The 22,214-nt window shown below is 65.4% G+C and carries 20 protein-coding genes and 1 tRNA gene; 8 read left to right on the forward strand and 13 right to left on the reverse strand.

Annotation, left to right across the window (positions count from 1 at the left end; all coding sequences use genetic code 11):
• Positions 1-66: 66 nt before the first annotated feature.
• Positions 67-972, reverse strand: a complete 906-nt coding sequence (locus tag CQ050_RS03970) for a LysR substrate-binding domain-containing protein (protein WP_105555494.1) — start codon at positions 970-972, stop codon at positions 67-69.
• Positions 973-1,070: 98 nt separating this feature from the next.
• Between CQ050_RS03970 and CQ050_RS03975 the strand changes: the two genes are divergently transcribed.
• Positions 1,071-1,799 carry a glutathione S-transferase family protein gene (locus CQ050_RS03975; RefSeq protein ID WP_105555495.1) on the forward strand — a complete coding sequence of 243 codons (729 nt, stop codon included), beginning with the start codon at positions 1,071-1,073 and terminating at the stop codon, positions 1,797-1,799.
• A gap of 118 nt (positions 1,800-1,917) precedes the next feature.
• On the opposite strand, the gene CQ050_RS03980 is transcribed toward CQ050_RS03975, so the two are convergent.
• The 5 genes from CQ050_RS03980 to CQ050_RS04000 all read right to left on the reverse strand — a co-directional run bounded on the left by CQ050_RS03980 (position 1,918) and on the right by CQ050_RS04000 (position 7,113).
• A tRNA-Lys gene (locus tag CQ050_RS03980) sits at positions 1,918-1,993 on the reverse strand.
• 160 nt (positions 1,994-2,153) lie between these two features.
• The gene (locus CQ050_RS03985; protein ID WP_105555496.1) at positions 2,154-2,951 is read right to left on the reverse strand and encodes a MetQ/NlpA family ABC transporter substrate-binding protein; all 798 of its coding nucleotides are present in this window, start codon (positions 2,949-2,951) and stop codon (positions 2,154-2,156) included.
• A gap of 56 nt (positions 2,952-3,007) precedes the next feature.
• Complete coding sequence (locus tag CQ050_RS03990) at positions 3,008-3,661, reverse strand: methionine ABC transporter permease (RefSeq protein ID WP_105555497.1); 654 nt, start codon at positions 3,659-3,661, stop codon at positions 3,008-3,010.
• Positions 3,618-4,706, reverse strand: coding sequence for a methionine ABC transporter ATP-binding protein (locus CQ050_RS03995; RefSeq protein ID WP_105555498.1), 1,089 nt, complete (start codon positions 4,704-4,706; stop codon positions 3,618-3,620). Before CQ050_RS03995 ends, CQ050_RS03990 begins: the two co-directional genes overlap by 44 nt.
• A gap of 226 nt (positions 4,707-4,932) precedes the next feature.
• Positions 4,933-7,113 carry a TIM-barrel domain-containing protein gene (locus CQ050_RS04000; RefSeq protein ID WP_233213785.1) on the reverse strand — a complete coding sequence of 727 codons (2,181 nt, stop codon included), beginning with the start codon at positions 7,111-7,113 and terminating at the stop codon, positions 4,933-4,935.
• Here CQ050_RS04000 and CQ050_RS31045 point away from each other — a divergent pair.
• Positions 7,036-7,305 carry a hypothetical protein gene (locus CQ050_RS31045; RefSeq protein ID WP_233213786.1) on the forward strand — a complete coding sequence of 90 codons (270 nt, stop codon included), beginning with the start codon at positions 7,036-7,038 and terminating at the stop codon, positions 7,303-7,305. The two genes, CQ050_RS04000 and CQ050_RS31045, sit on opposite strands and share 78 nt — an antisense overlap.
• 122 nt (positions 7,306-7,427) lie before the next feature.
• Here the strand turns inward: CQ050_RS31045 and mnmC are convergent, their stop codons facing one another.
• The gene (gene mnmC / locus CQ050_RS04005; protein WP_105555500.1) at positions 7,428-9,299 is read right to left on the reverse strand and encodes an FAD-dependent 5-carboxymethylaminomethyl-2-thiouridine(34) oxidoreductase MnmC; all 1,872 of its coding nucleotides are present in this window, start codon (positions 9,297-9,299) and stop codon (positions 7,428-7,430) included.
• A 143-nt stretch (positions 9,300-9,442) separates the two neighbouring features.
• Between mnmC and CQ050_RS04010 the strand changes: the two genes are divergently transcribed.
• A complete protein-coding gene (locus tag CQ050_RS04010) occupies positions 9,443-10,318 on the forward strand; it encodes an inositol monophosphatase family protein (protein ID WP_105555501.1) in 876 nt (291 codons plus the stop codon).
• Between the two features lie 30 nt (positions 10,319-10,348).
• On the opposite strand, the gene CQ050_RS04015 is transcribed toward CQ050_RS04010, so the two are convergent.
• The gene (locus CQ050_RS04015) at positions 10,349-12,052 is read right to left on the reverse strand and encodes an AMP-binding protein (protein WP_199196723.1); all 1,704 of its coding nucleotides are present in this window, start codon (positions 12,050-12,052) and stop codon (positions 10,349-10,351) included.
• Between the two features lie 76 nt (positions 12,053-12,128).
• On the opposite strand from CQ050_RS04015, the gene CQ050_RS04020 reads away from it, so the two are divergent.
• The gene (locus tag CQ050_RS04020; RefSeq protein WP_105555503.1) at positions 12,129-13,325 is read left to right on the forward strand and encodes a M20 aminoacylase family protein; all 1,197 of its coding nucleotides are present in this window, start codon (positions 12,129-12,131) and stop codon (positions 13,323-13,325) included.
• Between the two features lie 2 nt (positions 13,326-13,327).
• Here CQ050_RS04020 and CQ050_RS04025 read toward each other — a convergent pair whose 3' ends face one another.
• Entirely contained in the window at positions 13,328-14,221 is an 894-nt protein-coding gene (locus CQ050_RS04025) for a LysR family transcriptional regulator (RefSeq protein WP_105555504.1), read from the reverse strand.
• 115 nt (positions 14,222-14,336) lie between these two features.
• Here CQ050_RS04025 and CQ050_RS04030 point away from each other — a divergent pair, with 115 nt between their 5' ends.
• The 4 genes from CQ050_RS04030 (at position 14,337) to pagP (ending at position 18,190) form a co-directional block, all read left to right on the forward strand.
• On the forward strand, positions 14,337-15,482 hold the full coding sequence (locus CQ050_RS04030) for a YeiH family protein (RefSeq protein WP_233213780.1): 1,146 nt from the start codon (positions 14,337-14,339) through the stop codon (positions 15,480-15,482).
• Between the two features lie 105 nt (positions 15,483-15,587).
• The gene (locus CQ050_RS04035) at positions 15,588-15,998 is read left to right on the forward strand and encodes an acyl-CoA thioesterase (RefSeq protein WP_105555505.1); all 411 of its coding nucleotides are present in this window, start codon (positions 15,588-15,590) and stop codon (positions 15,996-15,998) included.
• A 10-nt stretch (positions 15,999-16,008) separates the two neighbouring features.
• Positions 16,009-17,481 carry a magnesium transporter gene (gene mgtE / locus CQ050_RS04040; RefSeq protein WP_105555506.1) on the forward strand — a complete coding sequence of 491 codons (1,473 nt, stop codon included), beginning with the start codon at positions 16,009-16,011 and terminating at the stop codon, positions 17,479-17,481.
• Positions 17,482-17,635: 154 nt separating this feature from the next.
• Complete coding sequence (pagP, locus tag CQ050_RS04045) at positions 17,636-18,190, forward strand: lipid IV(A) palmitoyltransferase PagP (RefSeq protein WP_105555507.1); 555 nt, start codon at positions 17,636-17,638, stop codon at positions 18,188-18,190.
• Between the two features lie 13 nt (positions 18,191-18,203).
• On the opposite strand, the gene CQ050_RS04050 is transcribed toward pagP, so the two are convergent.
• The 4 genes from CQ050_RS04050 to CQ050_RS04065 form a co-directional block, all read right to left on the reverse strand.
• Positions 18,204-18,815, reverse strand: a complete 612-nt coding sequence (locus CQ050_RS04050; protein WP_105555508.1) for a gamma-glutamylcyclotransferase — start codon at positions 18,813-18,815, stop codon at positions 18,204-18,206.
• A 160-nt stretch (positions 18,816-18,975) separates the two neighbouring features.
• On the reverse strand, positions 18,976-19,434 hold the full coding sequence (locus CQ050_RS04055; protein ID WP_105555509.1) for an Lrp/AsnC family transcriptional regulator: 459 nt from the start codon (positions 19,432-19,434) through the stop codon (positions 18,976-18,978).
• Between the two features lie 87 nt (positions 19,435-19,521).
• Positions 19,522-20,304 (reverse strand): SDR family oxidoreductase, encoded by a 783-nt coding sequence (locus tag CQ050_RS04060; protein ID WP_105555510.1) that lies wholly within the window; start codon positions 20,302-20,304, stop codon positions 19,522-19,524.
• A gap of 204 nt (positions 20,305-20,508) precedes the next feature.
• Positions 20,509-22,203 (reverse strand): thiamine pyrophosphate-binding protein, encoded by a 1,695-nt coding sequence (locus CQ050_RS04065; RefSeq protein ID WP_105555511.1) that lies wholly within the window; start codon positions 22,201-22,203, stop codon positions 20,509-20,511.
• Between the last annotated feature and the right edge of the window lie 11 nt (positions 22,204-22,214).

Here is a 22,214-nt window from a genome sequence, read left to right on the forward strand (position 1 = left end):
GGCCGGGGCGTACCAGGGCAAAGGAACAAGCCCCCTGCAGTGTGACTGTGGGGGGCTTTTTTTGCGCTATGGCATAACGACGCTGCTGGCGGACTCCGTCCGCATCAGGAAATCGATCACGGCGCGCACCGCGGGAAGCTGGCCACGCTTGTGTGGCGTCAAAATCGTTGTCATCACGCTGCCTGCGGTCCAGGCCGGTAGCACCCGTACCAACCGCCCCTCATTGACCGCTTGCGCCGAGATCATTTCGGGCAGGCAGACAATGCCAAGCCCCGCCTCCGCGGCCTTCATCAACGACACCGATTCATCGGCATACAGCAGCGGCTGCGGCGCGACCTCCACGATGCGGCCGCTGGCATCGCCCAAGCGCCAGCGCTTCATCGCCATGTTGGTCATCAGTCCGTCGTGCTCGCTCAAGGCCTCCGGCGCCGGGGGCTGGCCGCGCCGGGCGACGTAAGACGGCGCAGCCACCAGCGTAATCGGCTCCTCGCTCATGCGTCGTTGCACCAGATCCGAATCCGGCAGCGCCGCGAAATGACTTCGGATCGCAAGATCAAAGCCCTCCTGAACCAGATCGATAAAGCGGTCCGTGACGTGCAACTGGATACGCAGTTTTGGATATTGCCGCGCAAGGATGGGCAGGCGGTCCGCAAGCTGAAACTGCGCGATGGGCACCGACGCCGTGATCCGCACGGTGCCGCTTGGCTCCGCCAGCCGCCGGTGCACGACGGCTTGGGCGGCCTCGGCCTCGATCATCACCGCGCGGGCGTGGTCGTACACGTCGCGCCCCACGTCGGTCAGCGTAAAGCGGCGCGACGTGCGGTGAAGCAACTGGACGCCCAGCGTGGCTTCCAGCGTCGCCACCCGCTTGCTGACCGTCGATTTCGGGCAACCCAGGCGCCGGGCAGCCGCCGCGAAGCCGCCGCTATCGACGGCTTGGGCGAAAAAATGCAGGTCATTGAGGTTCAGCATGTTCGTCTACATATGTGGACATTTCGTCGCAATTTATCCATCTTTTGCCTAGATGTCCACATATGTATATTTCACCGTATCAACAACGGAGAAATGACATGAACCCCACCTCTGAACCGATCTTCATCGCCGGCTTCCCCCTGGGCAGCTCGGCCGGGCTCGTTACCGCTTTCGAATGGCTCGGTCAGCCCTATCGCATTACCCGGGTGGACATGCTGGGGGAGATGCGCACCGACGCCTACAAGCGTCTGAATGGCCGGGTGGAAACGCCCGTACTGATCACCGAAGAAGGCGATGTTCTTACCGAGACGATGGCGATCGCCCTGTGGCTCGAGGCGCGAGACACCCAGCGCCGCATCAGCTTCGAACCCGGCACGCCGCAGGCCCACCGGCTGCATCAGTACCTGGCTTTCCTCAATACCGGCTTCACCGGCGCGTTCTATCCCATGTGGGTCGCGCTGGAGGCGCCGGACGCCACCGAAGGTGAAAAGGAAACGCTGCGCAAGTTCGGACGCAGCTTCGTGGCGCTACGGCATGAACAGCTTGAGGCGATGATGGGCGACAGCGATTATCTGCTGGGCAACAAGCCGACGCTGGCGGACGCGGTGTTCGCCGGCGTGGCGCGCTGGGTGGATTTCCATCAGGCGATCGAACCGCGGAACTATCCGCGCATCCTGGCGTTGCGCCAGCGTATCGAGGCCGACCCTGCATTTCGCTTCGCAGCGGCCATTGAAGACGGCAAGCCGGCGATTGGCAGCGGCGCGATGAAAGGCCTTGTCCCGCTAGAGACGGTCTTGCACCATACAAGCGGCGCCCTGACGGCCTGAGTCTGTTCTTAGTCAGTCAGAAGACAAAGAAGCGCTGACAAAGAAGCTGACAAGGAAACACCACCAATGAAAAACGCCGCTAGCAATAGCGGCGTTTTTCATACTGCAGGTGTTTGGTTGGTGGGCTGAGCGAGACTCGAACTCGCGACCAACGGATTAAAAGTCCGCTGCTCTACCGACTGAGCTATCAGCCCGACCGAAGCCAGAAATTATGGCGGATTTTCTTAAGCTTGTCAAAAAGTTTGGCGCAGGCTGCCTTAACTTCCTGGCTGACGCCTTCCCTGCATCCCTACCGGCCGCGCATGAAAAACGGCCGCACGCGGCGGCCGTTCCCGGGTACGAATGGGCCTGGAATTACCAGGCAGCCACCACGGCGCCCTTGTACTTGGTCTCGATGAACTGCTTCACGGCCGGGCTGTGATAGATGCTGACCAGCTTGGCGAAGTCGGCGCGATCCTTGTCCTTTTCACGCACGACCAGCACGTTGGCGTACGGCGAATCCGGCGATTCCTGGGCGATCGCGTCCTTGGTCGGGTTCAGGCCGGCTTCCAGCGCAAAATTGGTGTTGATGGCCGACGCATCCGTGTCGTCCAGCGAACGCGGCAACTGGGCAGCGTCGAGTTCGATGAAGCGCAGCTTCTTCTTGTTCTCGACCACGTCGATCGGGGTTGCCTTCAGGCCGGCTTCGGGACGCAGCTTGATCAGGCCGTTGGCTTGCAGCAGCAGCAGGGCGCGGCCACCGTTGGTCGGATCGTTCGGCAGCGCGATGCGGGCGCCGTCCTTCAGTTCGGCCAGGGACTTGATCTTCTTGCTGTAGATGCCGATCGGGAAAATCACGGTCTTGGCGATGCTGACCAGCTTGTAGCCTCGGTCGGCGTTGGCGTTGTCCAGGTAGGGCTGGTGCTGGTAGCTGTTGACGTCCAGGTCGCCCGAGGCCAGCGCCACGTTGGGCTGCACGTAGTCGGTGAATTCGATGATCTGGATGTTCAGGCCCTGCTTGGCGGCTTCGGCCTTCACCACATCAAAGATCTGGGCGTGCGGGCCGGCGGTGACGCCCACCTTCAGCGGCTTGTCCTGAGCCAGCGCGGGCTGGGCAAAAACGGCGGCGCCCAGGGCGAACGCGGCCAGCGACTTCAAAACCTTGATGCTCATGTTGCGATATCCCGAATAACGGATGTAGAGAAAAGAGTGGTTCGGCGCCGTTGCGTTCAGCGATGCGACAAGCGGCGCACGAAACGGTCGCCAAGGCTTTGGATGGCCTGGACCAGGACGATCAGCACGATCACGACCGCGGCCATGACGTCCGATTGGAAACGTTGATACCCGTAGCGGATGGCCAGGTCGCCCAGGCCGCCGCCGCCGATGGCGCCGGCCATCGCCGAATAACCGATCAGGCTGACCACCGTGACGATGGTCGCGGCAATCAGGCCCGGCAAGGCCTCGGGCAACAGCACCTTCCGGATGATCTGCATCGGCGATGCGCCCATGGCGCGCGCCGCGGTGATCAGCCCCGGGTCGACTTCCCGCATGGCGTTTTCCGCGATGCGGGCCATGAACGGAATCGCGGCCACCGACAGCGGCACGATGGCGGCCGTGGTGCCGATGGAGGTCTGCGCGACCAGACGCGTGAACGGGATGATGGCGACCATCAGGATCACGAACGGCACCGAACGGGTAGCGTTGATGACGGCGCCCAGCACGTGGTTGACGGGCTGGTTCTCCAGCATGTTGCCACGCGCGGTCACCGTCAGCGTCACGCCCAGCGGGATGCCGATCACCACCGCGATGGCGCTGGCGACGCCCACCATCAGCAGGGTGTCAAGCAGCGACGTAATAAGCAGATCGATCAGTTGCGGACTCATGAGCTATTTCTTCAACGGTGATGTCACGGGCGGCCAACGCGGCGATGGCGTCCTTGACCGCGGCGGGCGCGCCTTGGGCCAGCACGAACATCGTGCCCACGGCCACGCCCTGGATGTCTTCGACGCGGGCCTGGACCAGGCCGACGTTCAGCGAATATTGCTTGGACAGATCCGACAGGAACGATCCCGACGCATCCGTGCCGGTCAGGGACAGGCGCAGCAGTCGCACGGCCTGACCCGGATTGGCGGCGGCCAGCGTGGCGATGCGTTCCTTGACGGCGGCCAGCGTGGCGTCGGTCAGGTCGGACGCGGTAGCGGCCGACACCATGCCGCGCGTGACCTCGTGGCGCGGCTGCGCGAACACTTCACGCGTGCTGCCCACTTCCACCACTTCGCCTTGCGACAGCACGGCGACGCGGTCGCAGACTTCGCGCACGACTTCCATCTGGTGCGTGATCATCACGACGGTCACGCCGGTCTTGCGATTGATGTCGCGCAGCAACGCCAGGATGTTGTGCGTGGTTTCCGGGTCCAGCGCGGACGTGGCCTCATCGCTGAGCAGCACGTCGGGATTGTTGGCCAGCGCGCGCGCAATGCCCACGCGCTGCTTCTGGCCGCCGCTGATCTGGCTGGGATAGCGGTCGCGCAGATGCTCCAGGCCTACCAGCGCCAGCAGACGTTCGACGCGGGCCGGGATCTCGCCCTTGGCCACGCCGGCGATCTCCAGCGGCAAGGCCACGTTGCCATAGACGGTGCGGCGCGACAGCAGGTTGAAACCCTGGAACACCATGCCGATGCGACGGCGTTGGCCGCGCAGCTGTGCTTCGTTCAGCCCGGTGAGCGGTTGCCCCCCGATGGTGATCGTGCCTTCGTTGGGCCGTTCCAGCAGATTGATGCACTGGACCAGCGTGCTTTTACCGGCCCCGCTGGGGCCGATGATGCCGAAGACCTCGCCCTGCGCGATATGCAGGTTGATGCCTCGCAGCGCCTGGAATTCTCCATGCGGCGTGGCATAGGTCTTGGATAGGTTCTTGATGTGAATCATGGCAAGCGATTTTGTATCTTTTCTCTTCTAAAGAGAACGACCGTTTTTTTCATTTTCTATAACTATAAGTAATATAGAACGCTGTGGCCGCCGGCAGGCAGGCCGGCAGGCCTATCTTGAAATGCTGCAATCGGGTGCCAGGCAAAAGGCGTAAAGGGCAGTCAGGAAGGAAAGCCTTCCTGACTGCCCTTTTGTCGCGGTGGCCGGTCAGCCGGCCACGCTACCGTCAACGAGCGCGGGAGATGCGGACTTCCGCGCCCCGGCGCTTGACCTCAAGGCCTTCGGACGGCGAAATGCGCAGTCCTTCCAGCCCCTTGATGTAGCTGGAGCCCTGCATCTGCATCACGCGGATCTTGTTGCGCATGACGACCGGGTTATGCACCGGCATGCCGAACATCCACACTTCGTCCAGGATGCGGGCCGAGTTGAACTCGCCCGTATGCTGCGCGGCAGGTCCCAGACAGAGCATGTGCCCTTCGCGGCCGAAAACCGGGAACTGGCCCAGTTCGCAGTCGATCGTCCAGGTCGTGCCGCCCTCGTAGCGGTGCCCGGTGTTCAGGTCCCACCACGCCTCGCCCTTGGGCAGATACACGCGCACCTGCTTGCCGGGTTCCGTCACGGGTGCCACCAGCAGGGCCGGGCCCAACAGGTATTGCAGGTCCCATTCATGCGCGTGCGGGTCGTTCGGGAACGACAGCGCCATGGAACGCTGCACCGGCAAACCGGTGCGGGCCGAGTCTTCGATGGCGCCCAGCACGTAAGGCACCAGGCGATAACGCCACTGCATCCAGGTCCTGGCCTGGGCCAGCGTTTCTTCGCCGAAGTCCCAAGGCATCAGGCCTTCAACGCCCTGGAACGAGAAGTTGGCCGAAAACACGCCGATGGTCAGCCAGCGCAGGTACAGCTCGGAGGTCATGCCCGAGCGATCGCGCGAGGCCGAGCCGATGCCGTGCACCTGCACGGGCACGCCGCTGGCGCCGATGGACAAAGCCGTGCGCAGGGTATGGCGCAGGCCATCCCAGGTGTTTTCCACCTGCGGCCCCACCTGCCACGGCAGGCGCTGCGCGGCGGGGAACAGGTCGGAGCTGGGCACCACACCTTCCGGCGGCACCTTCAGGCCGGCAACGGCATCGAACAGCGCGCGGCGCACCAGCAGCGGATACATGCTGCGCAGCGCCGGGCCGGTTTCGCCGTTGCGGGCGGTCACGCCGTCGGGAATGGCGATCTGGGCGTCGCACGCTGGCGCGTCCAAACCGTCTTCGATCAACAGGCGATGACGCTCGACCCACTGGTTGTAAATGTCGCGATAGGTCAGGTCCAGCAGGCCATAAGGTTGCCCCGAGGTGGCGGCATTGCCGTCGAACACCTGGGCCGACCCGTCGTCCTTGGCCAGCAGCCAACCGCGGTCTTCCAGCTCTTCGAACAACGGGCTGGACTTCAGCACGCCGGGGAAACCGGAGGCAGAAACATGCACGTTGTGCTTGTGGAAGAGCGCCAGCATCTGCTTGGCGTCCGGGAAGCGCTGGGCATCCCATTCGAAGACGGCCTTGTCGGACTGGAAGCCCCAGGCTGCCGGCTGCGCCAAGGTCACGGCGTCGACCGGGATCTGGTTTTCACGCATGCGGGCAACCAACGCCACCGTCTGCGTCGGCATTTCGCCCGTGGCCTGCTGCAACCATGCGCCCATCGCCCACAGCACGGGCTGGCCGGCACGGCCGGTCAGCGCGGTGTACTGGTTCAGGATTTCCGCCGGCTCGCCGGCAAACAGGAACAAGTCCAGGACGGCATCGTCCACGGTCAGCACGTAGGCTGAATCCGCAGGCGCGACGCCTACCGCGTGCTCGACGCGACGCATCGTGTTGACGTAGACGCCCCAGCCGCGCGGACTCCAGGCCAACGGCAAGGCGCGGTGCTCGGGGTCATCGGAAACGACCGATTCTTCGCGGCGGTTCAGGTCGCCCGGAGTTTCGCCCAGGCCGAAGACGCGATCGTCGCCCTGCAGGGTGAACCCCGCCGACCAGACCGCGTCGTCGTCCTGGTCCAGCGCGTTGTGCCCGAATGCGGGCGTATGCGCGGAAACCTCGGACTCGAACACCCGTTCATCGTTGCGGTAGAGCGCCACGCGCACGGGGTTGGATTGCAGCTCCAGGGCAACGTCGCCCTGGGTAATGCGCCAGCCATCCCCGCCTTCGCGAGGGGCAATGGCGGCTTCGCCCACGGCCTCTTGGCGCGCGAGCAGCATCTCCGCCACGGCGCGCGCACGCGCGCTGGGCTTATCTTCATTCAGGTGGTTCGCCTCGCCGCAGCGCAGGCGAAAAACACCAGGCGCATGCGCCTCGACTACCAGGTGCAACCCATCGCCCGCATCGAAATCGAAGCGACTGGGGCGGGACGTCAGCAGCTCAATGTTATCGAGCTGGGTAGTATGGGCAAAGTCGAACTTGGGCGGCACAGAGCATCCCCCGGCTTAAGCCAAAAACCATCAAAAGACGCTATTTTGACGGATTTGAGCTTTGAAATAAACTCGGTCCCTCATTTGGAAGGCGATCTCATCCAAAAAAGGGGCATAAAGCCCTCGGCCAGCGCCCATTGGTCTTGATGCCCACGAGCCGCCGAAACGCCAATTTCGAGCCCAACGCGGCCTATTTGGCGCCAAATCCTGGCAATTACTGCAATTCTACGCCACCTGACCCCGGGGCCCGTCACCGGCCTGACTTTTTTTCACCTTGGCGAAATAAGTTGGGCCAGATCGGTTTCCAGCGGCGACGGCTCGCCAGCCAGGCGGGCGGCGATCAGGTCGCCCATCAACGCCGACCAGGACAGCCCCCGCGAGGCGTAACCGACCGCCAGCCACACGCCCCGAGCATGGGGCAGTTCGCCTACGGCCGGCAAGCGCCCCGGCAGCACGGCGCGCCAACCGGCCCAGCCGGGCAGACTGCCGGGCACCAGCGCATCGAAGTCCGGGAAGTGACCGCTTAGTAGTCCCGCCGCCTTGGCCAGCGTGACGCGCTGGCCGTCCGCGCTGACACGCGCCTCGGCGGCATCGTGGACATAGGTGCTGCCCACCACGCAGCCCGGCCCCACGTCGGGCAGCAGATATCCCTCGCCCCCGACGATGCAACGCGGGCCTCCCGACAGCGCCGCCGCGGGCACCAGCGTCACCTCGCCCGTCAGTGCATGCATCTGCGCGACCCGCGGCAGCGGGTCCAGCAGGCCACTGTCGGCAAGCATGCCGCGCGCCCCCGCCGCATTGGCCAGGATCACGACCTGAGCCTGCGCCAGTTCAGCGCCCTGCTCGTCCAGCACGCGCCACCCCTGCCCGACGGGCTCGACACGCGCCGCCTTGCCCGGCAACAGGGTCGCGCCGGACGTCTCGAGCAACGCATCGATCAGGCGGTTGGGCTGCACCAGCATGCCTTCGGAAAAAAACACGCCGCCGCGCGCCAGCGGCAGGCCGGCCAAGGCGCTGGCCTCGTCGCGATCCACCTGGCGCACCCAATCGGGCGGGAACGCCAGGGTTTCCAGCGTACTGGCCAGCGCGGCGGATTTACCCGCATCGCGCTCGACCTGGACGGTGCCGCACACGCGCGGCGCGGCGTCGCCCGGCAGGCCTTGCCATCGGGCCAGGGCGCGCTGGCTGCCCGCGCGCGACAACCGCGCCCGGGCGTTGTCGTCGCGCGCCACCACGGGCGTCAGCGCCGCCGCCAGATGGCCCGCATGCGCCGGTGCGCCCAGCGCCCGACCCGCGTCCAGCACCGTGACGCGCCAGCCTCGGCCCGCCAACGCCTGCGCGATCCCCGCGCCCGCCAGCCCCGCGCCCACCACCACGGCATGCGCCGCGTCCAGGCCGGGCACGGCGGCCATGCGCCCTTCGGCCCGGACCGTGCCCACCGTCATGTGCCATTTGCCGCCATAGCCGGCCTCGCGCCGTACATCGAAACCCGCATCCTGCAACGTCTGCCGCAACTCGCCGGTGCAGGCCCAGGTCGCCATCGTCGCGTCCGGCGCCGCCCGTGCGGCCAGGTTTTGCAACAATTGCGACGCCCACATCCGGGGATTGCGCTCAGGGGCGAAACCATCCAGGAAAAAGGCGTCGATCCGTGCGCTCAACCGCGCGGCCAACACCTGCGCGTCGCCAAAACCCAGCGTCAACGTCACGGCGCCGTTTTCAAATTCCAGGCGATGCAACCCCGGCAACAGCGCCGGCCATTGCGCGGCAAGCCGCTGCCCCAGCTCCGCCAGCGGCCCCGACGCTGCCTCTCGCGCCAGCAACGCGGACAGATCTTCTTGCGTGAACGGATGCGCTTCCATCGACACCACGTGCAGCGCGGCGGGCCGTTGCGGATCGTCGCGCCACGCCTTCCATAACGTGAGGAAATTCAGGCCCATGCCGAAGCCCGTTTCGCAGACGGTGAACCGCTTGCGGCCGCGCCAGCGGCCGGGCAAGCCGTTGCCGTGCAGGAACACGTGTTCCGCCTGCCCCGCCGCGCCCGCCGGGCAGTGATAGACATCGCCATACAAGGGGCTGTACAGCTTGCCGTCGGCGCTGAAACCGACCTCTGCGGGCATCAAGGGGACATAGGGCGCGGACATGGAATCCTGGAAAACAATCAAGGTTGAGACAAAAGCGAATTATTGAGCGCCTGCCGGGCAGGCGTTGGATGGACACCACGCGACGCCCGTGTTTCAGGCCTTTGCCTCAAATTTGACGCATACATGGGCTTACACTGGTTTACATGGATACCTATGATCAGCCCCGTTCGCAGGCTTCGCCCATAGACCTGTGCGCCGCAATCGATGCGGCCGTCACTGCGGCTCATGGCGGTGCAGCCATCCTGCAATCCTACGCGCATCACCGCGCCGATCTGGTGATCGACCGCAAGGCGCGCAATGATCTCGTGTCCCAAGCGGACCGCGAAGCGGAAGCCGTCATTATCCAGGAGCTACAGGCCCGCACGCCCAAGTTCGGCATCGTGGCCGAAGAGACCGGCGGCAAGCCCAAGGGCATCGCCACCTGGTATATCGACCCCTTGGACGGCACCACCAATTTCCTGCACGACATTCCGCACTACGCCGTGTCCATCGCGTTGATCGCCCACGCGGGCACCGCGGTCTCGGCCACCGAAACGTTGACGGAAGATACGCCCGTGATCGGCGTGGTGTACGACCCCAACCGCGAAGAGCTGTTCACCGCGGTGTATGGCATCGGCGCGTGGCTGAACGGCCGCCGCATCAAATGCTCGCGCACGCAGACGATCGAAGACGCCGTGCTGGCAACGGGCTTTCCGTTCCGTGATTTTTCGTTTGCCGGCCAGTACATGCCGATGCTGAACGACGCCATCAAGCGCGCGCGCGGCGTGCGCCGCATGGGCGCGGCCGCGCTGGATCTGGCGTGGACGGCCTGCGGACGTTACGACGGTTATTGGGAAATGGGCCTGGCGCCCTGGGACGTGGCTGCTGGCACGCTGATCCTGCGGGAAGCGGGCGGCGCGTGTTCGGACATGCACAAACTGGACCCGTGGCCGATTGGTGGACGCGTCGTGGCGGGCAACCCCGCCATCGAACGCGCCCTGCACGAGATGATCGCGCCGCACCTGGACAATCCCGGCTAAGCCGGGCTTTACGCTCGGTTTAGCCCGGGTTTACGCGGTGGCCTTGCCCGCGGGTGCGGCCGCCGGCGCATCGGGCCGGAGTTCGCGGCGCAGGATTTTGCCCACGTTGCTCTTGGGCAGTTCTTCGCGGAACTCCACGAAGCGCGGGCGCTTATAGCCCGTCAGCTTTTCACGGCACCACTCCTGCACCTGCGCCTCGGTCAACGACGGATCGCTCTTCACCACGAAGACCTTGACGGCTTCGCCCGAGTGTTCGTCGGGCACGCCGATAGCCGCGCATTCCAGCACGCCCGGCAACTGCGCCACCACGGCTTCGACCTCGTTCGGATAAACCTTGAAGCCGGATACCGCGATCATGTCTTTCTTGCGGTCCACGATGCGCGTGTAGCCCTGCTCGTCCATGATGCCGATGTCGCCCGTGCGAAAGAACCCGTCGGCCGTCATGGACTGCTGCGTCTCTTCGGGCTTCTGCCAATACCCCAGCATGACCTGCGGCCCGCGGATGCCCACTTCGCCGCGCTCGCCCAGCGGCACTTCGCGGCCGGCGTCGTCCAGGATGGCCACGTCGGTGGAAGGCAGCGGCAAGCCAATGGAACCCGAATACGCCGTGGCATTGGTGGGATTCACCGTGGCAACGGGCGAGGTCTCGGACAAGCCGTAGCCTTCGATCAGCGGGCGGCCGGTGATTTTCAGCCAACGTTCGGCCACCGGTTGCTGCACGGCCATGCCGCCGCCCAGCGTCAGCCGCAAGGCCGAGAAATCCAGCTTCGCGAAATCCGGGTTGTGCGCCAGCGCGTTGAACAGCGTATTGACGCCGGGGAACAGATTGATCGGCACCTTGCGCCACGCATTGATCAGCGAAGGCTGGTCGCGCGGATTGATGATGAGCACGTTGCGCATGCCTGCGTGCAGACCATACAGGCCGCACACCGTCATCGCGAACACGTGGTAGAGCGGTAGCGCGCTGATGATGGTCAACTGGCTACCTGCCAGGTCATGCACCACGGGCTGCGCCACGGCTTCCGTCTGCAGCACGTTGGCCGTAAGGTTGCGGTGCGACAGCATGGCGCCCTTGGGCACGCCGGTGGTGCCGCCGGTGTATTGCAACACCGCCACGTCGTCCATCGTCAGCGCCGGCGGCGTGAACGGCAGGCCCGCGCCCTCGCCCAGCACCTGCGGCAGCATGCGTGCGCCGTCGATTCGCCAGGCCGGCACGATCTTCTTGATGTGCCGCGCCGCGAAGTTGACGATGGGGGCTTTCAGGCCGCCCAGCAGGTCGCCCGGCCCCGTCACGACGATATGCTTGAGCTGCCCGCGTTGTTTCACCGCCTGCAGCGTGTGCGCGAAGTTTTCCAGGATCAGGATGACGGACGCGCCGCTGTCCTGCAATTGGCGTTCTAGTTCGTCGGCCGTGTACAGCGGATTCACGTTCACCACGACAAGCCCGGCGCGTAGCGTGCCCAGCATGCCGACCAGATACGCCGGCACGTTCGGCATCATCAACGCGACCCGGGCGCCCTTGGGCAGCCCCAGGCTTTGCAGCCAGCCGGAAAATGCGCGCGCATGCCGGTCCAGTTGCGCATAAGTGATATCGCTGCCCATCGCGGTGCAGGCGATGCGCGAGGCGTATTGCTTGCAGGCCCGGTCCAGCAAGTCGGCCAGTGAGGAATAACCCTCAGTGGAGATTTCTGCCGGCACCCCCTGCGGGTAATGGGCTAGCCACGGACGTGTCATGGTAGTTGTCTCCATTAAATAGATTTTTGATTGATGATAACCTTGTTGCGTTCCCTTTTTCCGCCTGACTTCCCCCATGAAACTGCTCGAACCCATCGTCGCCTGGCATCACGATATCTCCAAGATCCGACGCGACATCCACGCGCATCCCGAATTGGCCTTCCAGGAATTCCGCACGGCTGACGTCGTGGCGGCCAAGCTTGAAGAATGGGGCATCGAAGTCGACCGCGGACTCGGCGGCACGGGCGTCGTCGGCATCATCCGCGGCAACCAGCCCGGTGACCGCGCCGTGGGTCTGCGCGCCGACATGGACGCGCTGCCCATGCAAGAGGTCAACACCTTCGCGCATGCCAGCAAGAACGAAGGCAAGATGCACGCGTGCGGCCATGACGGCCACACCGCCATGCTGCTGGCCGCGGCGCAATACCTGGCGCAGCACCGCGATTACGCGGGCATTGTCTATGTGATCTTCCAGCCCGCCGAAGAAGGCGGCGGCGGCGCCAAGCGCATGATCGACGACGGCCTGTTCAAGCGCTTCCCGATGGAAGCCGTGTTCGGCATGCACAACTGGCCCGGCATGAAGCCCGGCCAGTTCGGCCTGACGCCGGGCCCCATCATGGCGTCCAGCAACGAATTCTCGATCGTGGTCAAGGGCAAGGGCACGCACGCCGGCATGCCCAATCTGGGCGTCGACCCGGTCATGGCGGCCGTGCAGTTGGCGCAATCGCTGCAGACCATCATCACGCGCAACCGCAATCCGCTGGACGCGGCCGTGCTGAGCATCACGCAGATCCACGCCGGCAGCGCCGACAACGTCGTGCCCAACCATGCCGAATTGCGCGGCACCGTGCGCACGTTCACGCTGGAGGTGCTGGACCTGATCGAACGCCGTATGGAAGAGATCACGCGCCACACCTGCGCGGCCATGGATTGCGAAGTGGAATTCACCTTCCAGCGCAACTATCCGCCCACCATCAACCACGCCGAAGAAGCCGCGTTCTGTGCCGACGTGCTGCGCGACATCGTGGGCGAGGCCAACGTCAACGACCACGTGCAACCCACGATGGGCGCGGAAGACTTCGCGTTCATGCTGCAGGAGCTGCCCGGCTGCTACGTCTGGATCGGCAACGGCACGGGCGACCACCGCGACAGCGGACACGGCCTGGGCCCTTGCATGCTGCACAACGGCAGCTACGACTTCAACGACGAATTGCTGCCGCTGGGCGGCACCTACTGGGTCCAGTTGGCGCTCAAGCGCCTGGCCAAGGCCTGACCCTACCCGCCGTCCCCCGCCCCGACCGCCAGACACATCGCCAAAAAGCGGCCGGTGGCGCGGGCGGCGGCGTCGGCATGCGGCACCAGAATGCTCAGCGTGCGCGTCAGCGGCTTGGGCAACAGGCGCAACGCCGCCAATGCCCCGTCTTCATGCCGCATCGACATGACGGACACGAACCCCACCCCCAAGCCGGCGCGCACCGCCTGCTTCACGCCTTCGACACCCGCCAGTTCCAGCCCCACCGACGGCGCCAGCCCCGCGTCCGCGAAGGCGCGTTCGACCAGCCTGCGCACGCCTGACCCCGGTTCACGCATGACCAGCGGGGACGCGGCCAGATCTCGCAAGGTCACCGCCCCTTTGCCCGCCAGCGCGTGGTCGGCCCGCACAATCGCGGCGACTTCGTCTTGCCGCCAGGCATGCACGGCGGTATCCGCCGGCAGCCCGGTGGGCACGTCCCCTTCAATGAAAGCCAGATCCAGCGCGGGCAGCCGCTCGACGATTTCCCGCGTATTGCCATCGGACAGGTGCAGGCTGACGAACGGGAACGCCTGGCGGAAATCCGCGACCAGGCGCGGCAGCAGATAACTGGCGGGCGTGGTGCTGGCCCCCAGGCGCAACGCGCCCGTCTCCAGGCCGCGCCAAGTTTCGCGCACCGCCTGCGCCTGGCGATACACCTGACGCAATTGCCGCGCCTGTTCGGCCAGGCGCTCGCCGGCCTCGGTCAACGCGATGCCGTGGCCGCTGCGGCGGTATAGCGGTTCGCCGAACCATTCCTGCAGCATGCGCAACTGCCCTGACACGGCAGGTTGGGACAAATGCAGCACCTGCGCGGCGCGGCTGATGTTGCCGGTGTCGGCCACGCAGGCAAAAGTCAGTAGCTGGTCCGGAGTCATGGCGGCCTTATTATCAGATTTCCCGATAGTACATATCGAAAATAAAGATTTTTCAAATAATAGGCCCAGATTTAATATTTCGTGTAGTTATTTAGATATGCCCACAGGGCTAGTCATGAGCACCTCTTCCAGCACCACCGCCCCCCTTCCCGTCGCCGCAGCAGGCGCGGCAACGCCGGCTGCCGCAGCATCGGCTGCCGCAGCATCGGCTGCCGCAGCGACGGCTGCCGCCGCATCCGCCTCGGCCACGCCTTGGCGCGACAAGCTCAACGGCGTGCTGTTCGTCGGCCTGATGGCGGGCGCGGTGATGCAGCTGGCCGACCTGCCGGCCATCCGCCAATTGGGCTTTTCGCCGCTGGTCGTGGGCATCGTATGCGGCATGCTGTACGGCAACTTCCTGCGCGGCACGATGCCCGCCGATTGGGGCGCGGGCGTGAATTTCACCGCGCGGCGCCTGCTGCGCATCGCCGTGGCCTTCTACGGATTGAACATCAGCATCCAGCAGATCGCCGCCGTCGGGCTGCCCGGTCTGGCGGTGTCGGTGGCCGTCGTGCTGGGCACGTTGCTGATCGGCACGGTCGTAGGCCAGCGCATGCTGGGCCTGGACCGCGACACCGCCATGCTGACCGCCGCGGGCAGCGCCATCTGTGGCGCGGCCGCCGTGCTGGCGTTCGAACCCACGCTGCGGGCCGCCCCCCACAAAAGCGCCGTCGCGGTCGCGACCGTGGTGCTGTTCGGCACCCTGTCCATGTTCCTTTACCCCATTCTCTACCATGCGGGCTGGCTCAATCTGGATACCCAGGCGCTTGGCATCTACATCGGCGGCACGATCCATGAAGTGGCGCAGGTCGTCGGCGCCGCCAGCAACATCGACCCGGCCACCACGGAAGTCGCCACCATCGTCAAGATGACCCGGGTGGCATTGCTGGTGCCGGTCCTGCTGGTCCTGGGCATGTATCTGCGCAGCGCCGCCAGCCAGGCCGGCGGCCAAGCCAAGGGCGCCAAGCTGCCGATTCCCTGGTTCGCGGTCGGCTTCCTGGTGCTGGCCATCATCAACTCGCTGAACATCATCCCCCCCGACGCCATCGCCGCCGTCCGCCGCCTGGACGTGTTCGCCCTGACCATGGCCATGACGGCGCTGGGCATCGAAACGCGCTTCGCCCAGATCAAGAAAGCCGGTCCCCGCGTGATGGCCCTGGGCCTTATCCTGTACGCCTGGCTGTTGGTTGGCGGCTACGGTATCGTGAAGTTGGCGACCTGATCACCAGCCTGCCGCGGCAATGCGCCGCGGCAGGCTCTTCCACGCACGCCGCTGTCTCGTTTTTCCTGCATAATCGGCTGGTTCCCTTGCTTTGGAGTCGGCCGCATGACCTCCAGCACCAAAACCCCGTTTACGACTTTGCCCGCCCATCGCGACCCGGTATTGCGCGTCATGCCGATGCCGGCGGATGCGAACATCCACGGGGACGTCTTTGGCGGCTGGATCATGGCTCAGGTCGACATCGCCGGATCAATACCCGCCGCCCGCCGCGCCGCCGGTCGCGTGGCCACCGTCGCGGTCAATGCCTTCCAGTTCAAAGAGCCCGTGTTCGTGGGCGACCTCCTCAGCTTCTACGCATCCATCGCCAAGACCGGCACCACGTCGGTCACGGTGTCGGTCGAGGTCTACGCCGAACGTCAGCGCCTGGACGCCGAAGTCGTCAAGGTCACCGAGGCCACGCTGACCTACGTCGCCACCGACGAAGCGCGGCGCAGCCGCCCCCTTCCCACTCTTTGAGCCGTAACGCATGACGCAGTCCGCCGCCGCGCAGAAACCGCCCGCGACGCCCCGCCGCCTCGACCCGGAAGACGCCCAGACCGCCCTGGCCGAAGTGCAGGAACGCCTGCGCCGCCAGCAATTGGTGGCCGATCTGGTGCATCGCCAGGAAGAAGGCGACGCCAAGGCCACCCTGGTCGAAGACCTGGTGCACCGCCAGCACGAGGCGGAACTCAAGACGCTGCTTGACGGCCTGCATCCGGCCGACATCGCCTTCATCCTGGAATCGCTGCCCAAGGACGAACGCCAGGCCATCTGGAAGCTGGTCAGTCCCGAGCACGACGCGGACGTGCTGCTGGAAGTCGAAGACTGGGTGCGGGAATCGCTGATCGAAGCGATGGACCGCCAGGACCTGGTCGCCGCCACCGGCAACATGGACGCCGACGAACTGGCCGACCTGGCGCCCGACCTGCCGCCCGACGTGGTGGCCGAAGTGCAAAAGGGGCTGACCGAAGAAGAACGCGCGCAGTTGCTGGAGGCCATGGGCTATCCGGAAGACAGCGTGGGCGCGATCATGGACTTCGAAATGGTCCGGGTGCGCGAGGACGTCACGCTGGAAGTAGTGCTGCGCTATTTGCGCCGCCTGCACGAACTGCCCGACCACACCGACCAGATCTTCGTGGTGGACCGTCAAGACAAGCTGCAGGGCATTCTGCCGCTGTCGCGGCTGCTGGTCAGCGAACCCGAAACCGAGGTGCGCGCCGTCATGAATTCGGATTTCCTGGCGCTGAACCCGCTGGATTCCGATGCCGACGCCGCCGGCGCGTTCGAACGCTACGACCTGGTGTCCGCCCCCGTGATGGACGACCAGGGCCGCCTGATCGGCCGCGTCACCATCGCCGACGTCGTGGACGTGATGCGCGAAGACTCGCAGGAACAGGCGCTGTCGCGCGCCGGTCTGCAAGAAGAAGACATCTTCGCGCCGGTCAGCACCGCCCTGCGCAACCGCGCCCCCTGGCTGCTGCTTAACCTCTGTACCGCCGCCACGGCCTCTTTCGTGGCCTCCCAGTTTGAAGGCACGGTCAGCCAGATCGTGATCCTGGCCTTCCTGATGTCGATCGTCGCCGGCATCGGCGGCAACTCGGGCAACCAGACCATGACGCTCATCATCCGGGCGCTGGCCATGGGCCGAATCACCGGGCGCAACCTGTGGCAACTGGTCAAGCGCGAACTCTTCGTGACCTTGCTGGTGGGGTTGTGCGGCAGCCTGGTGGCCGCGCTGTTCGCCTGGGTAATCTCCCGTTCGATGTCGATCGCGCTGGTCATGATGGCGGCGATGGTCTGCAACATGCTGGTCGGCGCGTCCGTCGGCGTGCTGGTGCCGATGGTGCGCGCCCGCTTCGGCAAGGATCCGGCGATGGGCTCATCGGTGCTGCTCACGTTCGCCACCGACTCGCTGGGGTTCTTCATCTTCCTGGGTCTGGCCACGTTCTTCCTGCTGTAGCCTCGCCGCGACAGTCACATATTGTCTCGATTGCCTGCCCGCCATTCTCCGTGGGCGGGCACGGCGAACGCTGTCCCATGACAGCCAGCTGACAGGGAAAACCCGCTGACTCCATGTAAAGTCATGGAACTGTCATCTTTTCCCTTGTACCCGCATGACCGCCAAATTCCGGGCAGCGCTCTTTTTCGTGCTGCTCTCGACTTTCGCCACCCCCGCCGACGCTTGTGAAGACCTGCCCTCGTGGGCGCAGTCGGCCTGTAACCGCCTGGACCAGATCTGGACCGAAGGCGGCCACGACCTCTACGTGACGGGCTACTCGTGGCACAACCGCGCCACCTACAGTCGCGAGAAAATCGACAGTTTCAACGAACTGGCCTGGGGCGGCGGCTACGGCCGCAGCATCTACGACGAAGACGGGGACTGGCAGGGCCTGTACGCCATGGCGTTCCTGGATTCGCACAGCAAGGTCGAACCCATCGCCGGCTACGGCTTCCTGAAGATCGGACAAGTCAGCGAGAACCTCCGCCTGGGCGCGGGCTACACCGTCTTCCTGACGGCGCGCCACGACATCATGAGCTACGTGCCCTTCCCCGGGATCTTGCCGCTGGTGGGCGCCGGCTACAAGGATGCCATGCTCTACGCGACCTACATCCCCGGCTCGTCCGGCGCGGGCAACGTGTTGTTCGTCTTCGGCCGCTGGCACTTCTAGGGGCGCGGCGCCCCTAAAAGGCCTGGCCCAATTTGCGGACCAGATCCCCCAGCCGCCAATCATCGATGCCATGGGCGCGCAGCGCGCGCTCGGTTTCCACCACGTAGTCCAGGCAAGGCCCGGATTGGCCGACGGCGTTGCGCACCGACGCCAGCAAGCGGTCGTCGCTAAGGTCGGCCGCGTACTCGTGGCAGGTGCGGTTCAGCAGGAAGACCAGCCCCTGCACCGGTGCGGCCTCGGTGTGGCAGGTCAGCCAACGGGGGGTATAGGCGCCGGTCACCATTTCACGGCGCCACAGCGCCTGAAACACCGTCGGAACGTCGCTCGCCGCGATCAGGAACGCCACGCCACGGCAGCAGCCGCCGCGGTTCAGGCCAAACACCAGACCGGGATTGTCCGGCGACCCGCGATGGTCATGCGACCACAGGCAGAGCGACCGGTGATACCCGCGCACGGTCGCCAGGCGGCGCTCGCGCCAAGCAAATCCGGGATGCCAGATCAGAGATCCGTAGGCGAACACCCACAAGTCGTCCACGCCGTTCCATCCGGCCAGCAGGTCGTCCACCGATAGCGCTTGCCGCGTTTTTGCCAGACCGGCACAGCCGGCGGGTACCACCAACGACATAGGGTCCTCTGATATCCCGATTCATTCCCCAGCGGGAATGAGCGATATCCTACGCCGCCTGCCACGCAAAAGAATTGCGCGATTGGCCCTTCGAAACACGCCGAAAGAAATTTGCATCCGCCACACCCCGCGTGCGCGGAAAAAATTTGCGCGCGGGCGGCTAGACCGCGTCCAGCGGCAATTCCGTGGTGCTTTTGATGACTTCCATCGAGAAGCTGGCGCTGACGTCCAGCAAGTCCACCGCGCCGATCAGCCGGCGGTAGAAGCGGTCATAAGCCGCCATATCCTCGACCACGACTTTCAGCAGGTAATCGATATCGCCTGCCATGCGGTGGAATTCCACGACGTTGGGCAGTGCCATGACGGCGTTGATCAGGCTCTGCGTCCATTTCTCGTTGTGCTGGCTGGTCTTGATGGACACGAACACCGTCAGGTTCAGGCCCAGCGCGCGGGGGTCCAGCAGGATGGCGTTGCGGGCGATGACGCCGTCATCCTTCAGCTTCTGGATGCGACGCCAGCATGGCGTCACGGACAGGTTCACCTGCTCGGCAATTTCAGCGACCGAACAGGTGGCGTCCTTCTGCAGCAACGCCAATATCTTGATATCGGTCTGGTCCATGGTGTCCTCAACGCAGTGGTGCAATCTTGCCTGTTGCGCCTGGCGGCGTCCAGCCGCGGGCCGCGCCCGGCGCCGGCCCCATCCCGTCTAGTACGTGCCCGGGTAGCCGCCGCCATCGATCAGAATGCTCTGCGCCGTCATGTAGCCGGAATGCGCGGAACAGAGATAGGCGCACAGCGCGCCGATCTCTTCGGGCTGCCCGTAGCGCCCCGCCGGATTCGCGCGCCCGCGCTCGTCCCAGAGCTGGTCGAACGTCTTGCCGCCGGACTGCTCCACCATGCCCTGGATATGCCTGACCTGCGCGTCCGTGGCGAAGGCGCCCGGCAGCAGGTTGTTGATGGTGACGTTGTGCCGCACGGTCTGACGCGCCAACCCGCCCACGAAGCCGATCAGGCCCGAGCGCGCGCCGTTGGACAAGCCCAGCTCGGCATGCGGCGCTTTCACGCTGCGCGACACGATATTCACGATGCGGCCGAAGCGGCGCTCGATCATGCCGTCAACCACCCGCCGGATCATGTCGATCGGCCCAAGCATCATGGCATCCAGCGACGCGATCCAGTCCTCTCGCGTCCAATCCCGGAAGTCCCCAGGCAAGGGGCCGTCGGCGTTGTTGATCAGGATGTCCGGGTGGGGGCATGCGGCGATCGCCGCGTCCCGACCTTGCGGCTGAGTCAGGTCGGCGGACACCCAGCCCACGCCGATCCCCGTTTCCCGCGAGATCTCCGCAGCGGCCTGCTCCAGCGTTTGCGGGTTGCGGGCGGCGATCGTCACCGCCACCCCTTCGCGCGCCAGTTGCAGCGCGCACGCCCGGCCCATGCCGCGGCTGCCGCCAAAGACCAATGCCGTTTTGCCGCCGATCCCCAGGTCCATGCTGTCGCTCCCGTTGCGTGTCGCGCCACCGGCATGCGCCGCTGCGCCGAAGCGCACCAGTATAGGAGCGCTAGCCGCCCTTCGGAATCGAATTCTTCGGCTTCGCCACGCCCGCCTGGCGCCATGGCGCAGACGTCGTCCTGGCACAAAGACGCCGCCCCCATGAAAAAGGGCCCCGAAGGGCCCTTTGCCATGCGTCTTCGATCAACCCATCCACTGGCTGACCGGCGCCGCCGCATCCTGGAGGGGCTGCGCGACCACATCGATCAGCGCCGGGCCGTCATGCTCCATGGCGGCCTTGATGGCGGCGTCCAGCTTGGACGGATCTTCCACGCGCCAGGCCTTCACGCCATAGGCTTCGGCGATGCGGGCATGGTCGGTGCGGTTGAAGTCCACGCTGTAGTAGCGTTCGTCGTAGCCCGCCTTCTGGCTGGCCTTGATCCAGCCGTAGACCGAATTCGAAAACACGATCATCAACAGCGGCGCCTTGTGCCGCACGATGGTTTCCAGTTCGCCCACCGTGAAGCCGAAGCTGCCGTCGCCCATCACGGATACGCACTTGGATTGCGGCCGACCGACCCACGCGCCCAGCGCGGCCGACATCGAAAAACCCAATGCGCCATGGGCGCGGTTGGTAATGAAATGGCGGCCGGGGCGCGACACGTCGTAGTAGGCCGAGAAATACGGGCAAGGCGTGCCGGGATCCGCGCACACCACCGCGTCGTCAGGCAACAGGCGGTTCAGCGACTGCACGACGCGTTCGGGACGAATCGGCGCATCCAGGCTGTTGGCCAGCGGTTCCAGCTGCGCCAGGCGCGCGGCCTTGGCGCGACCGGCCAGCACCGCGCCATCGACCGCATCGGAATTCCGGTGCGCAAGGCGGGCCTGCACTTCGGCGCCCAGCGCTTCCAACGCCAGCTTGGCGTCGCCCACCAGACCCACTTCGGTCAGGTAGTTGGCGCCGATCACCATCGGATCGATATCGATGTGCAGGATGGGCACGTCGCGGTTCGGGAAGCGCCAGTGCTCGGTCGACGTCGAGCCGGCGCGGCAGCCCACGAACAGCACCACGTCGGCTGCGGCCACCACGTCGCGCGTAGCCATCACGCCGCCGTTGGAGCCCACCACGCCGGCATTCAGCGGGTGCGTATCCGCCAGGCTGCCCTGCCCGCTGACCGTCACGCAAACGGCTGCCTTCAGCGTTTCAGCCAAGGTTTGCAAGGCGCCGCTGGCGCCCGCAATGACCACGCCGCCGCCGCAGATGATGACCGGGGCACGCGCGCCGATCAGGCGCTGGGCGGCACGGGCCACATCCACCGGGTCCGGCGCAAAGCGCATGGACGGAAACTGGCCGTGCTCGGGCTGCGCCCAGATATCCGACCCGTCCACTTGCTGTTTCATGACGTCGTACGGAAAGCACAGGTGCGCCGAGCCCGGCTTGCCGGTGGTCATGGCGCGGAACGCCGCGCGCACCATGCCCGGAATCTGGTCTGCGCGGTCGATCGTGCGGTTCCACTTCGTCAAGGGGCGGTACATCGCCTCCTGGTCCAGCTCCGTCAAGGGGTACTTGCCGCGCGAACCCACCGCCACATCGGACGTGATGCCCAGCACGGGGATCGACGATTCGTTGGCCTCAACCAGACCGGGCAGCAGATAGGTAGCGCCGCCGCCGCTGGGGCCTTCGCACACGCCGACCTTGCCGGTCACGCGGGCATAGGCGTCAGCCATGTAGCCCGCGCTACGTTCATCGCGCGTCAGGATGTGCTGCATGCCATGGTCCAGGCGGTACAGCGCGTCGTAAAACGGCAGGCTGGTGTCGCCGCACAGGCCAAAAATGTGTTTGACGCCGTTGTGTTGCAGCATCCGCACCATGGCTTCGGCGCCGGTCAAGTTTTCCATATCATCTCCAC

The organism is Achromobacter sp. MYb9, from assembly GCF_002975275.1.
Classification (GTDB): domain Bacteria; phylum Pseudomonadota; class Gammaproteobacteria; order Burkholderiales; family Burkholderiaceae_B; genus Achromobacter.